This is a genomic window from Lysobacter sp. yr284 (genome assembly GCF_900107375.1).
Taxonomy (GTDB): domain Bacteria; phylum Pseudomonadota; class Gammaproteobacteria; order Xanthomonadales; family Xanthomonadaceae; genus Lysobacter.
This window is the reverse complement of the sequence record NZ_FNPT01000003.1, coordinates 24842-45033: the sequence shown is the minus strand read 5'-3', so window position 1 is coordinate 45033 and position 20192 is coordinate 24842. Positions and strand designations below refer to the sequence as shown.

11 protein-coding genes are annotated in these 20192 nt (G+C 70.7%); 1 reads left to right on the top strand and 10 read right to left on the bottom strand.

Features of this window, described 5'->3' with window-relative positions; genetic code table 11:
• Positions 1–67: 67 nt before the first annotated feature.
• The 10 genes from BLV01_RS07195 to BLV01_RS07150 all read right to left on the bottom strand — a co-directional run bounded on the left by BLV01_RS07195 (position 68) and on the right by BLV01_RS07150 (position 19096).
• Positions 68–2488, bottom strand: coding sequence for a family 20 glycosylhydrolase (locus BLV01_RS07195; RefSeq protein WP_091796033.1), 2421 nt, complete (start codon positions 2486–2488; stop codon positions 68–70).
• Positions 2489–2700: 212 nt separating this feature from the next.
• The gene (locus BLV01_RS07190; protein ID WP_254782558.1) at positions 2701–5085 is read right to left on the bottom strand and encodes a GH92 family glycosyl hydrolase; all 2385 of its coding nucleotides are present in this window, start codon (positions 5083–5085) and stop codon (positions 2701–2703) included.
• Positions 5086–5248: 163 nt separating this feature from the next.
• On the bottom strand, positions 5249–8182 hold the full coding sequence (locus tag BLV01_RS07185) for a TonB-dependent receptor plug domain-containing protein (RefSeq protein WP_091796027.1): 2934 nt from the start codon (positions 8180–8182) through the stop codon (positions 5249–5251).
• Between the two features lie 532 nt (positions 8183–8714).
• Positions 8715–10511, bottom strand: coding sequence for a cholesterol oxidase substrate-binding domain-containing protein (locus BLV01_RS07180; protein ID WP_091796024.1), 1797 nt, complete (start codon positions 10509–10511; stop codon positions 8715–8717).
• Between the two features lie 582 nt (positions 10512–11093).
• On the bottom strand, positions 11094–11405 hold the full coding sequence (locus BLV01_RS07175; RefSeq protein ID WP_091796021.1) for a hypothetical protein: 312 nt from the start codon (positions 11403–11405) through the stop codon (positions 11094–11096).
• 4 nt (positions 11406–11409) lie between these two features.
• Positions 11410–12147 carry a copper homeostasis protein CutC gene (locus BLV01_RS07170; RefSeq protein WP_091796018.1) on the bottom strand — a complete coding sequence of 246 codons (738 nt, stop codon included), beginning with the start codon at positions 12145–12147 and terminating at the stop codon, positions 11410–11412.
• Positions 12148–12228: 81 nt separating this feature from the next.
• Positions 12229–13263: a N(4)-(beta-N-acetylglucosaminyl)-L-asparaginase gene (locus BLV01_RS07165; RefSeq protein WP_091796015.1), complete on the bottom strand. Its 1035-nt coding sequence runs from the start codon at positions 13261–13263 to the stop codon at positions 12229–12231.
• 322 nt (positions 13264–13585) lie between these two features.
• Complete coding sequence (locus tag BLV01_RS07160; RefSeq protein WP_091796012.1) at positions 13586–15880, bottom strand: tetratricopeptide repeat protein; 2295 nt, start codon at positions 15878–15880, stop codon at positions 13586–13588.
• A 101-nt stretch (positions 15881–15981) separates the two neighbouring features.
• Positions 15982–17853, bottom strand: coding sequence for an ATP-binding protein (locus tag BLV01_RS07155; RefSeq protein WP_254782542.1), 1872 nt, complete (start codon positions 17851–17853; stop codon positions 15982–15984).
• A 145-nt stretch (positions 17854–17998) separates the two neighbouring features.
• Positions 17999–19096, bottom strand: coding sequence for a polysaccharide biosynthesis/export family protein (locus BLV01_RS07150; protein WP_091796009.1), 1098 nt, complete (start codon positions 19094–19096; stop codon positions 17999–18001).
• A gap of 621 nt (positions 19097–19717) precedes the next feature.
• Here BLV01_RS07150 and BLV01_RS07145 point away from each other — a divergent pair.
• Positions 19718–20149: a low molecular weight protein-tyrosine-phosphatase gene (locus tag BLV01_RS07145; RefSeq protein ID WP_091796006.1), complete on the top strand. Its 432-nt coding sequence runs from the start codon at positions 19718–19720 to the stop codon at positions 20147–20149.
• Positions 20150–20192 lie beyond the last annotated feature (43 nt).

Below are 20192 nucleotides of genomic sequence, written 5' to 3'. Positions count from 1 at the left end.
TCGATCTAAATCGGCAACAAAAAAATACCGCGGCGACATCGTCGGCGGCCGCGCGCGCGGGCGGCGCTCAATGCGCCACCTCGCTCGCGTCCAGGGTCTTCCATGGGCCGTGGCCGCCCTCGCCGTCCGGCGCGGCCATGCGCAGGTCCAGGCTCATGCCGCCTTCGCGCTGGTACCAGTCCAGGCGCAGGCGGTGCCAGCCGGCGCGCAGCGGCACCGCGGCCTCGACGCTGCGGTCGTGGCTGTCGTTGCGGATCGCCGCCTCGCCGTCCACGTACAGCGCCGAGCGGTCGTCGCCCTGCAACGCGAAGCGGTAGGCGCCGTCGGCCGGCACCCGCACATAGCCGTGGAAACGCACGCCGAAGCGGCTGCGCCGGCCGAAGCGCTCCAGCGCCAGCGAGTCGGCCGCGCCTTGCGCTGCCGGATGCTTGTGCGCGGCGGCGAACTCGTCGAGGTTGGCGAACAGGCCTTCGTACACGCGATAGCTCCAGCCGGCGGCGGTGCGCGCCGGCGTGGCGGTCGCCGGCAGATAACTGCGATAACGCAGGGTGGCGGCCTGCACCCCACTGCGGCGGCCGTCGGCGAGCACGGTGACGGTGCGCAGCTGCACCGGCTTGTCCAGTTCCAGGCTCAGCTCGATCGGCGCGGCGTACAGCGGCGAGGCGTCGCCCGGGTCGCTGCCGTCGAGGGTGTAGCGGATCGTCGCGCCCGGCACCGCCGGCGCCAGCGTCACGGCATGGCGATGACGGCGCTCGCGGCCCTGCTGGATCAGCAACGCATCCTCCAGCCCCTGCGGCGCGGGAATGCGGTAGCCGACGCGGTCGCGGTCCAGGTGCGCGAACTGGCCGCGCAGGCGGCGCTGGAAGTCCGGCCAGGCGCGCTGCGCCTGCGGCGTCCACGCCACCTCGGCCAGCGCCAGCAGGCGCGGGAACGCCATGTACTCGGCCATGGCCGGGGTCTTGAGGTATTCGGTCCACAGGTTGGCCTGCACGCCGAGCACGTGGCGCGCCTGCGCCGCGTCCAGCGCCGCCGGCACCGGATCGTAGGCGTAGACCTTGTCCAGGCTCAGCTCGCCGCCCAGGCCCCACGGCTCCTGCTCGGCCGGGCCCTGGCCGTAGTCGAAGTAGCAGCACTGGGTCGGGGTCATGATCACATCGTGGCCCTGCTGCGCCGCCGCTATCCCGCCGGCTTCGCCGCGCCAGGACATCACCGTCGCGTCCGGCGCCAGCCCGCCTTCGAGGATCTCGTCCCAGCCGATGATGCGCTTGCCGCGGGTGTGCAGGAACCTCTCCATGCGGCGGATGAAGTAGCTCTGCAGTTCGTGCTCGTCCTTCAGCCCTTCGCGGCGGATCACCGCCTGTGCGTCGGCGCTGGCCTTCCAGCGGGTCTTGGGCGCCTCGTCGCCGCCGATGTGCACGTACGGCGCCGGGAAGATCGCGACCACTTCGTCGAGCACGTTCTCCAGGAACTTGAAGGTCGCATCCTTCGGGCAAAAGATGTCGTCGTACACGCCCCAGTTGGTGCCGACCTCGAACGGGCCCGGCGTGCAGCCCAGTTCCGGATACGCCGCCAGCGCCGCCAGCGCGTGGCCGGGCATCTCGATTTCCGGGATCACGGTGATGTGGCGCGCGCGCGCGTACGCCACGATCTCGCGCGCCTGCTCCTGGGTGTAGAAGCCGCCGTAGGGCGTGCCGTCGCCCACATAGGGATCGATGTTGCGGCCGACCACGGTTTCCTTGCGCCTGGCCCCGACGCTGATGAGCTTGGGATAGCGCTTGATCTCCAGGCGCCAGCCCTGGTCGTCGGTGAGGTGCCAGTGGAAGGTGTTGAGCTTGTAGCGCGCCATCTGGTCGAGATAACGCTTGATGAAGTCCAGCGGGAACACATGCCGGCCGACGTCCAGGTGCATGCCGCGGTAACCGAAGCGCGGCGCGTCCTCGACGCTGAGCGCGCGCAGCCGCAGCGGCGCCTCGCTGCGCGCGGCCGGCAGCAGCTGGCGCAGGGTCTGATAGCCGTAGAACAGGCCGGCCGGCGGGCCGGCCACGCGGATGCCGCGCGGGCCGATGTCGAGCCGGTAGCGCTCGTTGGCCTGGGCGTCGCGGCCGGCCGGCTCGGCGACGAACTGTACGTACTGCGCGGGTTCGTCCTCGTGCGTGCGCGGCTTCGGCGCGCCGCTGCGCAGGGCCAGTTGCAGGTCCTGAGTGGCGGCGAGCTCCTCGCGCAACAGTTGGGCGACGGCGCGGGCTTCGGCGTTGTTGGCGTAGATCGTGGTGGCCGCATCGAGCGCGAACGCGCCCTCGCCCCATTGCACGCGCGCGGGCAGCGGCACCAGTTCGGGCGCGGCGGCCTGCGCCGCCGGCGCGGCCTCGGCCGCGTTGGCGGCCGGGGCCAGGCCGATCGCGGCGCCGACCAGGCCGAACAGGGCCAGCGGCAGGCGCGCGCGGGTCAGCTTGGCGAGGGTGCGGCTGTGGGCGAAGAGGCGTTTCATCGTGCGCTCAACCTTCGATGGCTTCGGCGGTTTGTTGCGGCAGGGGCCTGCGCCCCGACGCTGTCCGATCGGCGCTGGGACAAAAGCGTCGGGACTGAAGTCCCTCCCGCAACGGCGGTGGGGCGGTGTCGCGGTGAAGCCCTGGATTCCCGCGTTCGCGGGAATGACGGCGGTCAGGGACGTCGGCGATCCGGGGCTTCATCGCGATCGATTCACTTAGGCGCCGCGCAGGCGGACACCGGCAAGGCCGCGGCCTGCGTGCCCCACCCGCCCGCAGCCGGTTCCTTGCCGAGTTCGAAGCGCAGCGTGCCGCCGCCGCGCAGCGCGCTCCAGTCCAGCCAGACCTTGTCCTGGGCCTTGCCGTCGAAGCTGGCGCCGCGCACGTACTGCACGCCCTGCCCGTTCGCGCCCGGCGCCTGGATGCGCAGGGTCTTGCCGTTGCCCAGGTCCATCTCGACCTGCTCGAAGCGCGGCGCGTGCAGCAGCAGTTCGCCGGTGCCCGGCACCGCCGGGTACAGGCCGATCGCGCTGAACAGGTACCAGGCCGACATGGTGCCGAGGTCGTCGTTGCCGGTGACGCCGTTGGGCGCGTTGGTGAACAACGTCTGCGCCGCGCGCAGCACGGTCGCGGTCTTCCACGGCTGGCCGATCAGCGTGTACATCCACGGGCTGTGCAGGTCGGGTTCGTTGTTGGGGTTGTAGCGGTACTGGTTGTAGTAGCTGTACGGCCCGACCACCCACTGCTTGCGCGCCGCATTGGCCGGGTCGGCCAGCAGCGCATCGAAGGCGAAGAACGCGTCCAGGCGCTTGCCGGCCTGCTCGGCGCCGCCCATCGCCGCGACCACGCCGGGCACGTCCTGCTGGGTCAGCCACTGGTACTGCCAGGCGGTGCCTTCGTGGAAACCGTGGTGCGAACGCGGGCTGTAGCTGCCGTCGGTCTCCGAATAGAACGCGCCGCCGTCGATGCGCGGACGCGGAAAACCGCGGAAGCCCAGTTCCGGATCGGCCGCGTCCTTGTCCCAAACCTTGGTCCAGTTGCGGCCGCGCTCGCGCAGGGTCGCGGCATCGTCGTTCTTGCCCAGCGCCTGCGCCATCTGCGACAGCGCGCAATCGCCGAGCGCGTATTCCAGTGTGGACGAGCCGCCGTGATGCGGGTCCACGTCCATGCTCTTGGCCGGGAACGCGCGGTCGTACTGGACGAAACCGTCCTTGAGGTAGCTCGGATTGCCGGCGCGGCCCTGGCTGCGCACCAGCGGCCCCGGAATGCCGTAGGCGTTCTCGCGCAGCGCGGCGTAGGCCTGCTGCTCGCGGCCTTCCAGCGCGCCGAAGCGCCACAGGTCGACCATGAACGGCGTGACCGGATCGCCGGTCATCACGTTGCTGTCGAAGTTGGCGTAGCCCCAGCGCGGCAGCCAGCCGTTTTGCTCGTGGATCTTCAGCAGCGACTGGCCGATGTCGCGCGCGCGCTGCGGCCGCAGCATCGCCAGCAACTGGTTCTGCGAGCGGTAGGTGTCCCACAGCGAGAAATACTCGTAGTACGTCCAGCCCTCGGCCTTGTGGATCTGGGTGTCGTAACCGCGATAGCGCCCGTCGCTGTCGCTGCCGGTCAGCGGCTGCAACAGCGAGTGGTAGAGCGCGGTGTAGAACACGGTGCGGTCGTCGTCGCTGCCGCCGGTCACGCGCACCGAGTTCAGTTCCTTGCGCCACGCGTCCTGGGCCTGCTTGCGCATCGCCTCGAACGCCAGCGGCTTGCCGCCGCGGCTGCCTTCCTCGCGCAGGTTGCGGCGCGCGCCTTCCAGGTCGACGTGCGAGATCGCGCTGACCGCGGTCACCGCGCGGCCCTTGGCGGTGTCGAAGGTGAACCACGCGCCGTGCGGGCGGGTGTCGCCCTGCATGCTCGACTGGCCGCCGGGATGGCCGCCGGTCTCGTCCCAGGTGCCGTGGCTGGCGAAGGGACGGTCGAACTCCATGCGGAACCAGGTGGTGTACTGCTGGCCGCCGCAGAAGCTCTTGGTGGTGATGCGGCCTTCGACCGCGCGGTCGCCGACCACCTCGACGGTGCTGCCGACGACCAGGTGGCGCTCGTTGGCCTGGCCGGTGTTGACCAGGATCGTGCCCTGCCTGGCCCCGACCGGGAAGGTGTAGCGTTCGGCCGCCGCGCGGGTCAGCGCGGTGGCTTCGGCCTCGATCGGGCCGGCGGCTTCGCCGGTCAGGCGCACCTTGTAATAGCCCGCCTCGCCGACTTCGCCGTCGTGGCTGTAGGCCGAGCCGTACAGCTTGTGGTCGAAGGACTTCGGCTGCTTGGTGTCGAAGCGCTTGCCTTCGCCGATGTCGCCGGTGGTCGGCAGCACCGACAACTGGCCGCCCTGCTCCCAGCAACCGGCGCCGGAAATGAAGGAATGGCCGAAGCCGCGGATCTTGGGATCGTCGTAGCGCCAGCCGGTGTAGTGCTCGCCGATCGGGCTGACCTGGATCAGGCCGAACGGCGCCGAGGCGCCGGGGAAGGTGTTGCCGTCGTCCTTGCTGCCGATGAAGGTGTTGACTTCGCGCACCGGGTCGGTCGACGCCGGCGCGGCCGCGCCCGCGGCGCCCGCCATCAAGGTCAGGCACACCGCGGCGGCCAGGGGCCGCAGCGTCGCTGCCGCCGGGAAAACCGAAAAGCGCCTGTGCCGAACCGGTGTGCGAGCCATCGTGGGGGTGTTCCTCGTGAACGGAAGATGGAGCCGCGGCGGCGTGGCGCCGCCGCGGCCGCGGGTTGCGTTACTTGAAGTCCAGCACGTACTCCACCGCGATCTCGCGGCCGACCGGGCTGAAGATGCGGTCGGCGATGAAGGCGAAGTCGCGCTTGTACGGGTCCTTGTCTTCGTTGACCTCGTCGAACAGGTTGCTGACGTAGACGTTGACCTTGGCGTTGTCGGTGATGCGGTAGCCGGCGCTGACGTTCCAGGTGATCGCCGGCCCGACCCGGCCCCAGTACTTCTGCGTCTGCTGGCCGAAGGTCGGGCTGGCCGGATCGGTGTCCACGCAGTTGTCCGAGTTCGGCGCGTAGCCGTCGGCGAAGCTGCGGCAGCCGCGGAAGCGCACGCTCGGCACGCTGCCGACGCGGTCGGCGTAGACGGTGGCGTTCCAGCGCTCCTTCTGCCAGTTCACGCTGCCGCGGAACTTGCTGCGCGGCTCGTCGGTGCGCTTGTCCTGCATCTGTTCGCTGGTGTCGGTGCGGGTTTCCAGCTTGAGCAGGTTGGTGTAGTTCAGGCCGAAGCTGAAGTCGCCCCAGCGCTGGGTGTTGAGGCGGTACTTGAGCGAGGCGTCGAGGCCTTCGACGTTGCGCGCGGCGCGGTTGATCGGGCCGGTGCGGATGTCGGTGACCGCGCCGAGCAAGGGGCCGGCGCCGTCCGGATCGGGCCCGCGGGTGACCCGGCCGATCTGCAGGCGGCAGCGGTCGGCGCTGGGCGCGCCGATGCGCGGCTCGCCGGTCGGGGTCTTGCCGGTCAGGCAGTACGCCTCGTCGAGCAGCACGTCGTTGGCGCCGATGTCGTCGATCTCGTCTTCCAGCTCGATCCGCCAGTAGTCGGTCGACACCGACAGGCCGTCGGCGATGTCCCAGACGAAACCCACCGTCCACGACTTGCCGGTTTCGTACTTGAGGTCCGGCGTGCCTTCGCGGGCGATCTGCGCGTCCTCGACCTTGAAGCCGGCGTCCCAGGTGCAGTTGCCCTGCTGGCCCGCGCTCAGGCAACCCAGGTAGTCGGTCTGGTCGGCCACCGAGGTGCTCGGGGTCGCGTAGACGAAGTGCATGTCCGGCGCGCGGAAGCTGGTGGCGTAGGTGCCGCGCAGCAGCAGGTTGGAGAACGGCCGCCATTCCAGGCCGGCGTTGTAGGTGGTGGCCGCGTCGCCGGAGACCGCGTCGTACTTGTCGTAGCGGCCGGCGACCGACGCGGTCAGGGTGCGGTGCAGCGGGATCTTGAACTCGACGCCGGCGGCGTAGTGGTTGCGCGAGCCCGAACCGCGGTCGAGGTTGGCGGTCTGGTCGTACAGGCGGTCGTCGCCGAGGGTGTTGGCGTCCGGCGCCAGGCGGTAGCCCTGCTTGGCCGCTTCCAGCTGGCCGGCGAAGCCGATCGGCCCGGCCCAGCCTTCGAACAGGTCGCCGCTGACGATGAAGTTGGCCGAGCTCAGCCACGACTGCGCGTGGTTCTTGCCGCGGGTGCTGATCGAGGCGTAGTCCTGCGGCGAGATCGGATTCCAGAACCGGTTCTGGTCGAGGCGGTCGCGGTTCGGGCCGAGGAAGAAGCGGTCGCCTTCGGCGATCAGGATCGCCGGGAATTTCTCGTCGACCCGGTACTCGGCGCGGCCGACGCTGAAGTCCCAGTCGAAACGCTCGCCGAACTTGCCGCTCAGGCCGACCGCGACGTCCCACGACAACTCGTCGGAGCGGGTTTGGCCGTTCTTGGCGCCGCCGATTTCCTGCGGGGTGAAGTTCTTGGCCAGGTCGAGGTCGGCATTGAGGCCGACGTCGTGGTAGGTGCCGTTGGAGCTCCAGCCCGGCATGAAAGTCATGTTCTCGCCGCGCGAGGACCACACGCCGACGCTGGCCCAGCCCTTCATGCCGTTGTCGAAGTCGTAGTTGCCGTACAGGTAGCCGGAGCGGTCCTCGCTGCCGTTGCGCAGGGTCCAGTGCTGGAACACCGCGCTCTGCCCGCACTGCCAGCCGGTGTCGGTGATGGCGCCGGTGTTGCGGTTGAAGGTGCGGCGGTTCTGCAGGAAGAACTCGCCGCTGTATTGGTCGCAGGCGCCGGCCGGCGGCATCAACCGCTGGCCGGTGCCGGCGTTGAGCATGCGGATGCCGACCGAGGGCAGGATGCCGACGGCGCGGTCCTGCGGATTGAGCGACAGCGGCGGCGCGTCGAAGTCCGAGTCCATGAATTCGCGCTGGCCGGCCGGCAGCGCTTCGCGCTTGAAGTACTGCAGGGCGTAGGTGACGCTCCAGTTGTCGCCGCTGCGGCCGCCGGCCCAGGACAGGTCGAGCGCGTCGCGCCCGCCGCGGGTGGAGGTGCCGCCGCGGACCTTGACCTGGTCGCCCTGGTATTCCTTCTTGAGGATGACGTTGATCACGCCGGCCACCGCGTCGGAGCCGTAGATGGCCGACGCGCCGCTGGCGAGCACCTCGATCCGCTCGACGATCGCGGTGGGGATGTTGTTGTAGTTGGCGAAGTTGCTCTTGCCCTGGTACGGCAGCGGGTAGTCGACCACGCGACGGCCGTTGATCAGCAGCAGGCTGCGGCCCGGGCCCATGTTGCGCAGGTTCAGCGGGCTGGCGTTGACGGTGTGCTGGCCCCAGGCGATGTCGGATTCGACCGTGCCCATGGCTTCGGTCAGGGTGGTCAGCGCGTCGTAGACGGTGTTGAAGCCTTCCTTCTCGATCTGCGCGGCGGTGATGGTGAACACCGGCGCCGGGCCTTCGATCTCGGCGCGCTTGATGCGCGAACCGGTGACGGTGACCTTGTCGATCTCGGTGGGCTTGCGGCCGGCGCTGGCCTGGGCGGCGTCGGCGCCGCCGGCCTGGGCGGCGTCGGCCTGCCCGGCGCCGGCCCCGTCGGGCGCCGCGGCGGCGGACTGGGCCTGCGCGGCGACCGGCGCGCACAGGACCGACAGCAGGGCGCAGGCCAGTGCGCTGCGTCTGAGGTTGGAATGATTCATCGTGGCGGTGCTCCCCATGGAATTGGACTGCAATGACGGCCCGTCCCTGGCCCCGAAATCCGTGTTGCGAACTTTTCTATCGATCTAAGCCCACGGCTCAGGACCTTCCCCAAGGACGGTCCTAGTGCATCCAATCCCCACATTGGATCGATCTAAATTAAGCACGACCTCGCCGCCGGTTGCATGACGCGGCGCAGCAACATGGCTGTGTTAGGCACGCTCCCGGTGCAGCCGGGGCGATGTGCCGAAGCTAAGTGTTTGTTTTGCTGAGGTTGGCTTGCCGCCGGTGCGGACCTGCGGCATTCGGGCGCGCAGCGGCGCGAAATGTTGCGCAGCAGCGGCGCCGCGACGCCGGCTGGCAGCAGCGCCGGGCCGCGACGGTCCGGCGCCTGGTCTGCGGCCGCAGGCCTCAGCCGGGCCTGCTCTGTGGGAGGGCCTTCAGGCCCGATGCCTTCCGCTCAGGTCGCCTCATCCGAAAGAAAGGCATCGGGCGACAAAGCCCTCCCACACTCCATCGGGCCGTCGCGCAGACTCAGGGCAGCAACCGGTCCAGCAACGGCGAGGCATAGACCCGCGCCGGGTCGTAGCGATTCAGGATCGCCCGCGCCGCGTCCCAATCCGCCCCGGCCGGCTGGCCGTAGCGCAGCGACTGCGGGATGCCCTGCCCGATCACCGCCGCATCGCTCCAGGCGCCGCCGGCGCCGTAGCCCCAGCCCTTGCTCCATTCCACCCGCGCCAGCGCGTAGTCGCCGGAGAACCGGGCGAACACCCACTGTTCGACCTCGCGGTAGAACGCCTCCATCTCCGGCGTGCCCGGCAGGGTCAGCAGGTCCAGCCACACCGCGCAGTCCCATTCCGGCCGCGCGCGCACCGGCCGCGCCGCCGACAGCAACGGTTCGACCGCGCCGGCCACGCCGACGTCGCCGGCGCGATCCAGGCCGGTCACCCGGATCTCGACCGGGCCGTTGACCGGGAACTTGCCCTGCGCCCGATACGCCTCGGCGCGCGCCTGGTAGTAGCTCACAAACTCGTGCACGACCCGCTGCACGTTGGCGCGCGAGGTGATCACCGCATACCCGTTCGCGGTGACCCGCAGCGTGGTCGGCTTCACGTACAGCAGCAGGTCGCTCGACCAGCCCCACAGGTCGAAGCCGGCGGTGAACACCAGTCCGGCGGCGACCAGGGTGTACTGCAGCGCGCCCAGCGCCGGCGTGCGGCTGACATCGCCCAGGTTGATGTCGCGGATCAGCGCGGCCAGCTCCGCCGAGATGCTGTCAGAGAAGGGATAGTTGAACGGCGCGGTGGCTTCGCGCACCAGCGGCGGCAGGTTCGGCGTCGGCGTCCACACCTTGAGCCAGGGATTGCCGGTGAACGGGAAGTGGATGGTCTCGACCCGCCCCGAGCGGTCGAGGAAACCGGAGAACGTGCGTCCCGCCGATCCCGGCGCCGCGAACAGTTCGCTGGCGGCGATGTTGACGTAGCTCTGGCAGCGCAGGCGCTGGTCGGCCCCGGCCTGCAAAGTGGCCTCGACGATGAGCGCGCGGCCCAGGTGGACCAGGAACGCCGCGCAATCGGCCTCGTCGCGGCGGAACGTGCGCAGCGCATAGGCGCCCTGCCCCGGGTCCCACACCACCGCGGTCAACGCCAGCACCAGGTTGCTCAGCGAACCGAAGCTGTGGCCGCTGCGGCGGGTCTCGCCCTGCGCCGGCACCGCGGTGCCGTGGCCGTCGATGGCGAGCACGCCGCCCAGGGTCAGGTCGCCCGGCGCCGGCGCGTGGGCGAAGCCGAGGCCGGCCTGCTTCAGTTGCGCGAGCAGGTCCTGCATCCGCACGCCGGCCTGGGCGACCACCCGCGCCGGCTGCGCGGCGGCGTCGATGCGCACGCGGTTGAGATGGGCGACGGTGTCGAGCAGCACGATCTTGTCGTCGCAGTCTTGCGTCGGCGCCAGGTTCAGCGGCGACCAGTTGTGGGTCATGCCGCGCGGCCGCACCCGGTAGCCGTTGCGCGCGGCCCAGTTGACCACGTCCACCACTTCGCCGGGATCGCGCGGCGAGCAGGTCCACATCCGGTCGATCTGGATTTCCCCGGACCAGTTGCGATACGCCTGCTGGAACAGCGCGATGTGCGCGGGGAACGCCGGCGGCGCGGCGGCGCAGTCGGCCGCCTCGACCCGGAACGCGGGCCACCATGCGGCCGCGGCGCCCGCGGCGAGGGCCTGGGCGATGAAACGGCGGCGGCCCGCCGCGGGCGGTTCGGCCTCTTCGGCGTATCGGGCTTGCGCGAGTTCGCGGCCGTCGAGCGGCCGGTCGGGAGGGAACGAGGTGGACATGGCAGTGCTCCGCTGCACGGTTGGGGAATGTGACCGAGGCCGTGGCGGCGTTCGCGCGCCGCGTCGCCGGCGCGAACGCCGCGCCGATCGAGCGGCGCGAAGACACGGTGGATGCCCCAACGACTAGCAGCGCGGCCTGCGCGCGGCAATCGCGGAAATGCGTTTGCGCGAGTGCGTACCGGGTGCGGCCGTGATCCGGGTCCGTTCGCGCGACGCGCGTTGTTCGAACGACGACGATGGCGTCGCTGCGACCGGGAAAATCCGCTCGGGATGCCGGCGCTGAAGATGATGAAGCGGCGTGATCGCTTGCGGAATGCGCGCGAGCGACAGTCACAGTCCGCAAATGTGATGCGGGCGGACTTCAGGCGCGATGCTTTCTTTCGGCTGCAATGAACACTAATCGCAGCGGATCGAAAGGCGTCGGGGCTGAAGCCCCTCCCACAACAACCTCGGCCTGCATGAAGCCGCGCCGGCTGTTGTGGGAGGGCCTTCAGGCCCGATGCTTTCTTTTCAGCGACAGCGAGCGCTCACCGCAGCGGCTCGGAAAGTGTCGGGGCCGCAGGCCCCGCTCCAACGCCGCGATCAAAATGCAGCCGGCTCGCCATCGTCGTCGACATAGCGCGCCCCGCCCAGCAAAGCGGGCAACGCGCGCAAGTCCGCGCGCACCATCGCGCTCAACGCGGTCATGCAGGTCACGCGCACGCTGCGCTCGCCGAACACCAGTTGCGCTTGTTCCCATCCGTCCACCGCACGCGCGGGATCGCTCAACCACAGTTCGCAAGCGCCTGCGCGGCGGCTGAAGCTCGGCAAGGCCGCGGCCGCGTCGATCAGTTCCGCGCGCCGGCGCAGATAGTCGTCCGGATCGTCGGGCAAGGCGTCGTATTCGTACCCCATGCGCTCAGCCGCGCAGGGCCTGCACCAGCGCGCGCACGCGCTGCGCGTCGGTCTGGCTCCAGTCCGGCGACAGCCCGGCCAGGGCCTGGTTGCGGTAGCGCATGGCCGAGCGCCGCGGCGCCTTGGCCGAGGCGTGCAGTTCGCGCACGCCGGCGCGCCGCGCCACGTCCGCGATGTTTTCAGGAGTGACGCCCGCGCCGGCCATCAACCCGATCCGCCCCGCCGCTTGTGCGCCCCACTGCGCGATGCGCGCCGCGCCGCTGTACGCGTCGGCGGCGGCGCCGGAGGTGAGGATGCGTTCGCAGCCCAGCGCGATGACCGCTTCCAACGCCCGGCCCGGGTCGCGCACGGCGTCGAAGGCGCGATGGAAGGTAACGCCGAGCGGACCCGCCGCCGCGATCAGTTCGCCGCACACCGCCGCATCGACCTCGCCGTCGGCGTCGAGCGCGCCGATCACCACGCCGTCGCAGCCCAGCCGCACGCAGGCCTCGACGTCGGCGAGCATCGCCGCGCGTTCGGCGTCGTCGTAAAGAAAATCGCCGCCGCGCGGGCGGATCAGCACGTACAGCGGGATGCGCAGCTTGTCGCGCGCGACCGCCAATGCGCCGTAGGACGGCGTGGTCCCGCCCTCGGCGAGGTTGTCGCACAGCTCGACCCGATCGGCGCCGCCGTCCCGCGCGGCCAGCGCGGACGCCAAGGAGCCCGCGGAAACCTCAAGCAACGGTCGATCGATCGCGTTCATGGACTTTGCCTCCGGTCAATCCGTCGTCGCCTGACGCCCGCATCGAACCGCGCGCATCCGCCTGCATCCACCGCTGTCCGCTCAGGTCTGCTCGGTCGCATACACCGAGGGCGCATCCAGCAGCGCATCGCGCTTGCCGGCGTCGCACACCGCGTAGACGAAGCCGCGATGCAGCGCGTGCGCGCCGACCTCGCCGTGCTTGTCGATCGCCAGGAAACACACCTGCAAGGTCTTGCTCGCCTGCGGGCGCTTGCGCACCACCCGCTCGATCGCCTCGCGGCAGGCTTCGTCGGGGCTGCGGCCCTGGCGCATCAGCTCGACCACCAGGAAGCTGGCGGCATTGCGCAGCATCTCCTCGCCCACGCCCGAGGCGGTGGCCGCGCCGACGTCGTTGTCGACATACAGGCCGGCGCCGACGATGGGGCTGTCGCCGACGCGTCCGTGCAGCTTCCAGGCCATGCCGCTGGTGGTGCAGGCGCCGGCGAGCTTGCCGCTGCGGTCGATGGCGAGGATGCCGAGGGTGTCGTGATTGTGCTTGTCGCCGGGCCTGGCGTGGTCGAGACGCTCGGCGTTGATGACCGGCTGGTACTGGGAGGTCTTGCGCCACTCGTTCCAGGCCGCGCGCGCCTTGTCGGTCAGCAGCGGTTCTTTCGCAAAGCCCTGCTCGACCGCGAACTGCTGCGCGCCCGCGCCGGCCAGCAACACGTGCGGCGTGCGCTCCATGACCCGGCGCGCGACGCTGACCGGATGGGCGATGTCCTCCAGCGCGGCGACCGCGCCGCAGCGGCCGTCGCCGTCCATGATGCTGGCATCCAAGGTCAGCACGCCGTCGCGGTCGGGATTGCCGCAGCGCCCGACCGTGCTGTTGCACAGGTCGGCCTCGGCCCAGCGCGCGCCGGCCTCGACCGCATCCAAGGCGGCGCCGCCCTCGCCCAGCCGCTTCCACGCGGCCTGGTTGGCGCCGACGCCGAAGTCCCAGGTCGAGACCACGCGCGCGCCGTCGATGGCCTTGGGCGCCGGCGGCGGCGCGGCCGTCTTGTCGGCGGCGAACGCGGGCAGCGCGGCGGCGCCCGCGGCGAGCAGCGAGCTGTGCAGGAACGAGCGGCGTGAGGTCATGGCGAAGGCCCGGCGGATGGCGGAGGCGGAGCGAATCGCCAACACGCTAGCGGCCGCGCCGCGCGGGCGCAACCGCGCGGCGGTTTTGGAAATGTTTCGCCGGTTTTCGACGGTACGGGGCGGTTGCGGGAGGGACTTGAGTCCCGATGCTGTTCGGCCGGATCGCCGCGACCTGAGCGAAAGGCATCGGGACTGACGTCCCACCCACAACAGCAAAAGCGAAGTGCCTCCCACAACGGCAAGAGCAAAGCGCCGCAGGCACCGGGCCGGCTCGGGCGCCGGCCTCCACCTGCTTTTCGCTACCGGCCGATCGCGCGCGGCTTCAGAGCCCGTACGCTTCGATCACCGCCTCGTGCCTGGACACGTCCGCGCCGGCCTGCTCGGCCAGCTGCGGCCAGCTCAACGGATGCTCCCAGCCGGCGGTGAGTTCGTGCAGGCGCCGGTCCACGTCCGCCGGCGCCAACTGCGGCGGCGTCGCCAGGAAGAAGTACACGCCAGGCAGCGCCTCGTCTTCCTCGCTGTTGGGATCGCGCACGCGGTAGTCGTCGCTGCTGCGCACCCACAGCGTCCACTCCTGCGCCTCGACCGCTTCGCACAACGCGTCGAACGCGGCTTCGCCGGGATGCGCGCCGTCGACGAACCAGCTGCGGTAGTCGGCGCGATGGACGGTGTGGACCACCCGGAACGGCGCCAGCCAGCGCTCGCGCTCGGCCTCGTCCTCCGGCGCCGGTTCCAGCGGCGCGGCGTCGAACACGACTTCGTCGCGCACGTGCTGAGGACGGCCGGGCGGCGCCACCGTGGTCACCTGCGCGGTGACCGGGCCGGTGCGCCGGGCCAGGCAGTCGTAGCTCTCGCCGTCGCGCTCGTAGCGCACCCGCACCCAGCCCCAGGATTCGCGCACCGGGCCTTCGCTGCTGCTCAGCTCCATGCCCAGGCGCGCGGCGCTGCGGCGCACCGCGTCCCAGTCGCCGGCGGCGCTGGCGGCCGACATCAGGTCCCAGTCGTCGCCGCCGGGCTGTTCGGCCCGCTCGGCCAGCGCGGCGTACAGCCGCACGGCCTGGGCGAAGTCCTGTTCTTCCATGGCCGCGCGCGCCCACAGGCGGTTGGCGCCTTGCGCGTCGGGGTCGGCCGCGATCAGGCGCTGCACGTGCGCGCCGACCTCGCGCCAGCGCGACTGGCGGAACGCCAGCTGCGCGCGGCACCAGTGCGCGAACGGCTCGCGCACGGGCTGCAGCAGCGCGGCCAGGCGCTCGACCTGGGCGCCGGCGTCGGCATCGTCGAGCAGCTGTTCCAGCAATTGCCCGGCCGGCGATTCCTCCGAACCGGGGTGGCGGCCGACGAAGTCCCACAAGTGCGCCAGCGCTTCCTCGCGCGCACCGCACGCCAGCATCGCCGAGGCCAGCAGCCCGGCCAGCGGGCCGTCGTCGCGGCGCTGAGCGTAGGCGGCCAGCAGCAGTTCCATGTCCTGCTCGGGATCGGAGCCCTCGCTGCCGCGCACGTGCTCGTAGACCTGCTCGGCCGGCATCGGCAGCGCGAACTCGCCGCCGCCGGCGGCGTCGAGGCGGGCGGCGAAGGCGTCGATCTGCTGCGCCGCGCCGAGATCGGCGCGCAGCAGCGGTTGATGGCGGCGCGCCAGCTCCAGCGCGCGGCGCGCGCTCCACGGCGCGTTGCGGCGCAGCGCCAGTTCGCCGTGGCGCAGCGATTGTTCGATGCAGCGGCGGTGCGCGCCAACCTGGTCCATGTGCGTGGCCATCGACATCAGCAGCCGGCCCAGGCGCCAGTGGTTGTACTCGGGCTTGGCCTGGGCGATCAGCGCCATCGCCTCGGACCAGCGCGGATACAGCAGCGGCACGATCAGCGGGCCGTACTCGGGCAGCGCCTCCCAGGCCTCGTCGATGCGGCCCTGGTGGGCCAGCACCAACGCGCGGAAGGTCTGCCGGCTGAGCCGGTCGCCGTCGTCGTCGTCGACCATGTCGTCTTCGTCGATCGCCGCCAGTTCGGCCAGCGCCTCGTCGAAGCGGCCGGCGCGGAACAGCGCGCCGGCCTGGGTCTCGCGATAGGCCACGCCCGGCTCGGCGCCGTCGCGCAGCATGTTCTGCGCCTGCCGCTGCAGGTAGTCGACCGCGTCGGCGGCGCGGCCGTCGTCCATCAGCGCCAGCGCGTATTCGCGGCTGATGCAGTCGTAGCAGGCGCGGCTGGGCTCGATCCGCGCCAGCGTCTCCTCGCTCACCGCCAGCCGCTCGGGCACCCAGCCCGGGCCGTCGACGTTGCCGTAGCAGATCGCGATGTCCTGGGTCACGCACACCGACTGCGGGCATTGCTGGGTCTGGTCGCGGTGGGCGAACTCCAGCAGCGACACCGCCTCGGGCAGCGCCTTGTCGCCCTCGGCGAGGTTGCGCATGCGGTTCTGCAGGCCCCAGTGGCGGAAGAACACTTCCAGCCACGGATGCTGCATCGCGCGCGCGGCGGCCAGCGCCTCGGGCAGCATCGCCTCGACCCGCTCGGGGTGGTTTTCGTGCAGCTCGTGCGGGATGCGGTTGATCAGTTCGACCAGGCGGTACTGGCCGGCCTCGCGCAGTTCATCGCTGAGGTCTTCGATCCATTGGAAGATGTCCATATCGGTTGCTCCCCGTTTGGCTATGGCGCTTTGGCGAATGGGTGGAGGGCGCCGCGCGGCCGCTGCGCGAAGCGGCGGCGAACGCGGCGCGGTCGCGCGGATCAGGCGGTGGGCTGCTCGTCCTGCGCTTGGGTGCCGGGTATCGGCGCGGGCTCGGGCGGCAGCAGCCGCAGCGCGCTGTCGCCGATCGCGGCGAGCGCGCCGTTGAGGCGCGGGCCCTGCCCGTCGGCCTCGCTGTGGCTGTCCATCAATTGCTTGATCGCCTTGAGCAGGCGCGCCGCCGGCGCGGCCGCGGCCGGGTCGCGGCGGGCGGTGGCCAGCAGCGCCTGCACCGCGGGATTGTCGAGGTTGACGTACAGCCGCGCCTGCGCGGAGCCGTCGATGCCGGCGGTGAAGCCGCGCACCAGCCGCAGCGCGGTCATCGAGATGCGCTTGTCGGCCTCGTCGCTTTCCAGCCGGCGCTTGAGTTCGGCCTCGCGGTCGGGCACCGCCATCAGCGGCAGCTCGGCCGGGGCGAAGCGCGCCGGCACCAGCTTCTCGCCGTCGGCCAGGGCCTCGCGCAGCCAGTCCAGCTCGGCCTGCGGCAGCGATTGTTCGGTGAACAGCTGGCGGTTGCCCTGTTCGGTGCCGATCTCGATCAGGCGGCCGCCGTGGCGCTGGGTCCACTGGCGCAGGAACGGCAGCACCGCATAGCGGTCGCCGCGCGCGACCGGCACGCCGAGCATGCGGAACAGCATGTCCTCGAAACCGCCGCCGCCGAGGCCGACGTGGATCGCGCCGTCGCGGCGCAGCGCGCCGGCGCGCAGTTCGCCGTGCGAGCTGGGAATGCGCACCTCGCCGGCCAGCAGCTCGAACAGCCGCGCATCGCCCAGCGCCGCGCCCAGCAGCGCCTCGTTGTGGCGCGCCAGGATCCGCCGCCAGGCCTCGGGCTGCTCGCGCGCGAGCGCGGCCAGGCCGACGATCAGCGCCTCGGAAATCGCGTGCTGGGCGCTGCGGTAGGCGTCGTTGCGCTGCAGGTCCTCGCGGCTGGCGGTCGGCATCAGCCGGCTGGATTCGATCACCCCGCCGGCGAAACCGGCCCAGCTGGGCAGCAGTTCGCGCGCGTCGTCGTCGAGCAGCATGCCGCGCACGAACACCGACAGGTTGCGGTTGTCGCCGTTGCCGTAGGTGCCGCCGTCCTGCACCCACAGCAGGCCCTTGAGGTCGTGCTCGGGCGCGGCCACCGGCAGCGCGCAGATCGGCTCGAACTGGGATTCGAAACGGCTGGCAAAACGCAGCTGGCGCTTGCGCGCCTGCACCGGGTGCTCGTTGCCGGCGTCGGGATCGCGCCACGGCGGCGGCTCGGGATTGACCGGCTCGGACGCCGCGCCGATGTGGATCGGCACCCGCAGCAACGCGCAATAGCGGCCGAGCACGCGCGCCAGGTAATCCTCGCCGGCCAGCCGCGCGTGCTCCGGGCGCAGCAGCAGCTCGACCACGGTGCCGACCTCGCGCGGCTTGGCCGCGCTCAGCGTGTACTGCTCGCCGTTGCTGGACTGGTAGCGCCAACCGCGCTCGGGCTGCTGGTAGGAGGTGGTGTGCACGGTCACCCGCTCGGCGATCACGAACGCCGACAGGAAGCCCAGGCCGAACATGCCGATCAGTTCGTCGCTGCCGGCGCCGGACTGGCGCAGGCCGCGGGTGTAGCCGACCCCGACGGTGGCCAGGTACTGGTGGATCTCCGCGTCGGTCAGGCCGGTGCCGGTGTCGGTCACCCGTACGGTGCGCGCGCCGATGTCGCCGCTGACGACGATGCGCGGCGCAACCGGCGGTTGCGGGTCTTCCAGGCGGCGGCGGACGATGGAGTCGTGCGCGTTCTGCACCAGCTCGCGCAGCGCCACCAACGGGGTCGAATACAGGTGTTGGCCCAGCACGGTCATCAGACCGCCCAGGTCGACCCCGGCCGTGCGCAGCTGTGCGTGATCGCCTTCCAAGTCCTGCCGCTCCCTACGTGCGCGCGGTTCGTGCGCAAGACGGCAAAGTTAGCAGACAAGCGGCGGCCGCGGCAGCGCGCGCCGCCGCCGCCCGGCGGCGCGCCGGCGGCGCGTGCGCGTACCGACAAGAACCGCAAAGCCGCGCTCAGCGGTCGAGCAGGTCCTGGGTGTTGGCGGCGTTGTTGACGATGTTGGACAACGGCAGCAACTGGTTGACGAAGCGGTTCCAGCGGGTCACCCCGGCCGGGCCGACGAACACCACGTCGCCGGCGCGCACGTGGAAGCGGCTGCCGAGCGCGAACGCGGCCGGCGACTTGGCGCTGAGGTGGAAGATCTTCGCCGGCTCGCGGTCCTGGGTCTCCACCCCGCGTATGACGTATACCGAGTCGCCCTTGGCGGTCAGCGGGTTGAGCCCGCCGGCGCGGCCCAGGGCCTGGGTCAGGGTCAGGTCGGTGGTCTTGAAGGTCATCGCCTGCGGCCGCACCACCTCGCCGACCACATAGACCTCCTTGCGGTCGTTGTAGGGCATGTACAGGTGGTCGCCGGCCTTGAGGTAGATGTCCTTGGCGACCGAGCCGCCGCGGTTGAGCTCGTCCAGGTCCAGGTGGTACTGGCGGCCGTCGCGGGTCAGCACGAAGCCGGCCAGGTCGGCGCGGATCGGATCGACCGTGGCCGCGCCGATCGCCTGGGCCAGGGTCAGCGGCGTCGCGGTGATCGGCTGGCGCTCGGTCTTGACGAACGCGCCCTGCAGGGTCACCCGCTGGCTGCCGTAGTCGATGATGCTGACGTCGACCTGCGGGCTTTGCACATAGTGCGAGATGCGCGAGGTGATCTGCGCGCGCAGTTCCTCGATGGTCAGGCCCTCGGCGCGGATCATGCCGACGTAGGGATAGAACAAGGTCCCGTCCGGCCGCACCAGGCGGCCGTTGGCCGCGGTCTGCTGCTGGGTGCCGGCCGGCGAGGTCAGTTCGGGATGGTCCCAGATGGTGATGTACAACGTGTCGCCGCGGCCGATGCGGTAGGCCTCGGGCTGGTAGGCCATCAGCTCGATCGGGATCGTGGTCTCGACCCGCTGTTGCGCGGACAGGTAATCGGGCGTGATCGCCACCATCTGGATGTGGCCGTCCTTCGCCAGGTCGCTGCGCGCGAACTGCGCGGGCGAGATGTACTGGCCCGGCGCGAACGCGCAGCCGCCGAGTCCGACGATGGCGGCCACGGCCGCGACGCCCGAAATCTTGATCATGCGGAAAGAGTCTCTAGAGCGGGAACACGAAGGGGGCGTGCCGCGGCGCGCAGGGGCGGGCCGTCGGCGCAGGGGAAGTTTCGTGCGAAACCGCTTGTCCGGCGCGACATCGGCGCGGTTGCGCCGGCGGGGCGGCGCGGTGCGGGGGATGGAGGCTGGGTTGCGACATGGGGCTGTAAGCGTCACGCACAAAGTTGGTGGAGCCCCCGTGGCGCGCAGTATAGCCACCGCGCGCGCATCGCTGTCACGCGCCTGCGGCGGAATCGCATCACGTTTCGCCGATGGCGCACGCCGCGTACAGGTGAGGTTAGAAAACCGGGCGCGCGCAGCGCCTGCGCAACGCGCATCGCGCGATCGCCGATAAAAACGAATGTTTAACGCCGCGTAAGCGAAATGCGTGGATTCGCGGCGCGTGCTTGAACGAAAAGGAAAGCATCGAAGTGAACTGCGTCACGACTTGCTCGATGCGTGTGGAGTTCGTGTTGACCGTGTCATGACCTCGTCTATACATTCCCGCCTCGTTGCGGGCCGGTCGGGGGGCGGGTTCGCAATACGGCGCGCGATGCGGCACCGATGCCGCGCGAGTTTGCGCATGACGGCTAAAACTGACGGGTTTTGCGTGTGTTCCGAAATGTTCTGGTCGTATGTGTCGGCAACATCTGCCGCAGTCCAACCGCGGAAACGTTGCTGCGCCATGAGTTGAAGAAGGACGTACAGGTCGCGTCCGCGGGCCTCAAGGCCCTGGCCGGCCATCCGATCGACGCCACAGCACAGGCCGTGCTGTCCGGGCATGGATTGAGTGGGCAATCCCATGTCGCACGCCAGATAGACCGCTCGATGATCGACGCGGCCGACCTGGTATTGACCATGGAGCCATGGCACAGCGAGGCCGTGCTCCGCATCTCCCCACATGCGAGAGGAAAAACCTACTTGCTAGGCAAATGGCTGGACAGCACCAGCATCCCGGACCCGTACCGGCAATCGCAGCAGGCGTTCGAACGCGCCTATCAGTTGATCGACGCGGGCGTGCAGCGCTGGAAAGCGCATTTCTGAGCGCGAGGCGGCGGACATCGGGGTTTTGAGCGCGAAGCGCCGG

Excerpts from the sequence above, each read along its gene's own strand:
- BLV01_RS07190 (WP_254782558.1), bottom strand. The coding sequence starts at position 5,085 with ATGGCGGGCGCCGCGGGCGCGGCCGCGCCGGCGTCGACCGACCCGGTG.
- BLV01_RS07180 (WP_091796024.1), bottom strand. The coding sequence starts at position 10,511 with ATGTCCACCTCGTTCCCTCCCGACCGGCCGCTCGACGGCCGCGAACTC.
- BLV01_RS07170 (WP_091796018.1), bottom strand. The coding sequence starts at position 12,147 with ATGAACGCGATCGATCGACCGTTGCTTGAGGTTTCCGCGGGCTCCTTG.
- BLV01_RS07165 (WP_091796015.1), bottom strand. The coding sequence starts at position 13,263 with ATGACCTCACGCCGCTCGTTCCTGCACAGCTCGCTGCTCGCCGCGGGC.
- BLV01_RS07195 (WP_091796033.1), bottom strand. The coding sequence starts at position 2,488 with ATGAAACGCCTCTTCGCCCACAGCCGCACCCTCGCCAAGCTGACCCGC.
- BLV01_RS07150 (WP_091796009.1), bottom strand. The coding sequence starts at position 19,096 with ATGATCAAGATTTCGGGCGTCGCGGCCGTGGCCGCCATCGTCGGACTC.
- BLV01_RS07160 (WP_091796012.1), bottom strand. The coding sequence starts at position 15,880 with ATGGACATCTTCCAATGGATCGAAGACCTCAGCGATGAACTGCGCGAG.
- BLV01_RS07185 (WP_091796027.1), bottom strand. The coding sequence starts at position 8,182 with ATGAATCATTCCAACCTCAGACGCAGCGCACTGGCCTGCGCCCTGCTG.
- BLV01_RS07175 (WP_091796021.1), bottom strand. The coding sequence starts at position 11,405 with ATGGGGTACGAATACGACGCCTTGCCCGACGATCCGGACGACTATCTG.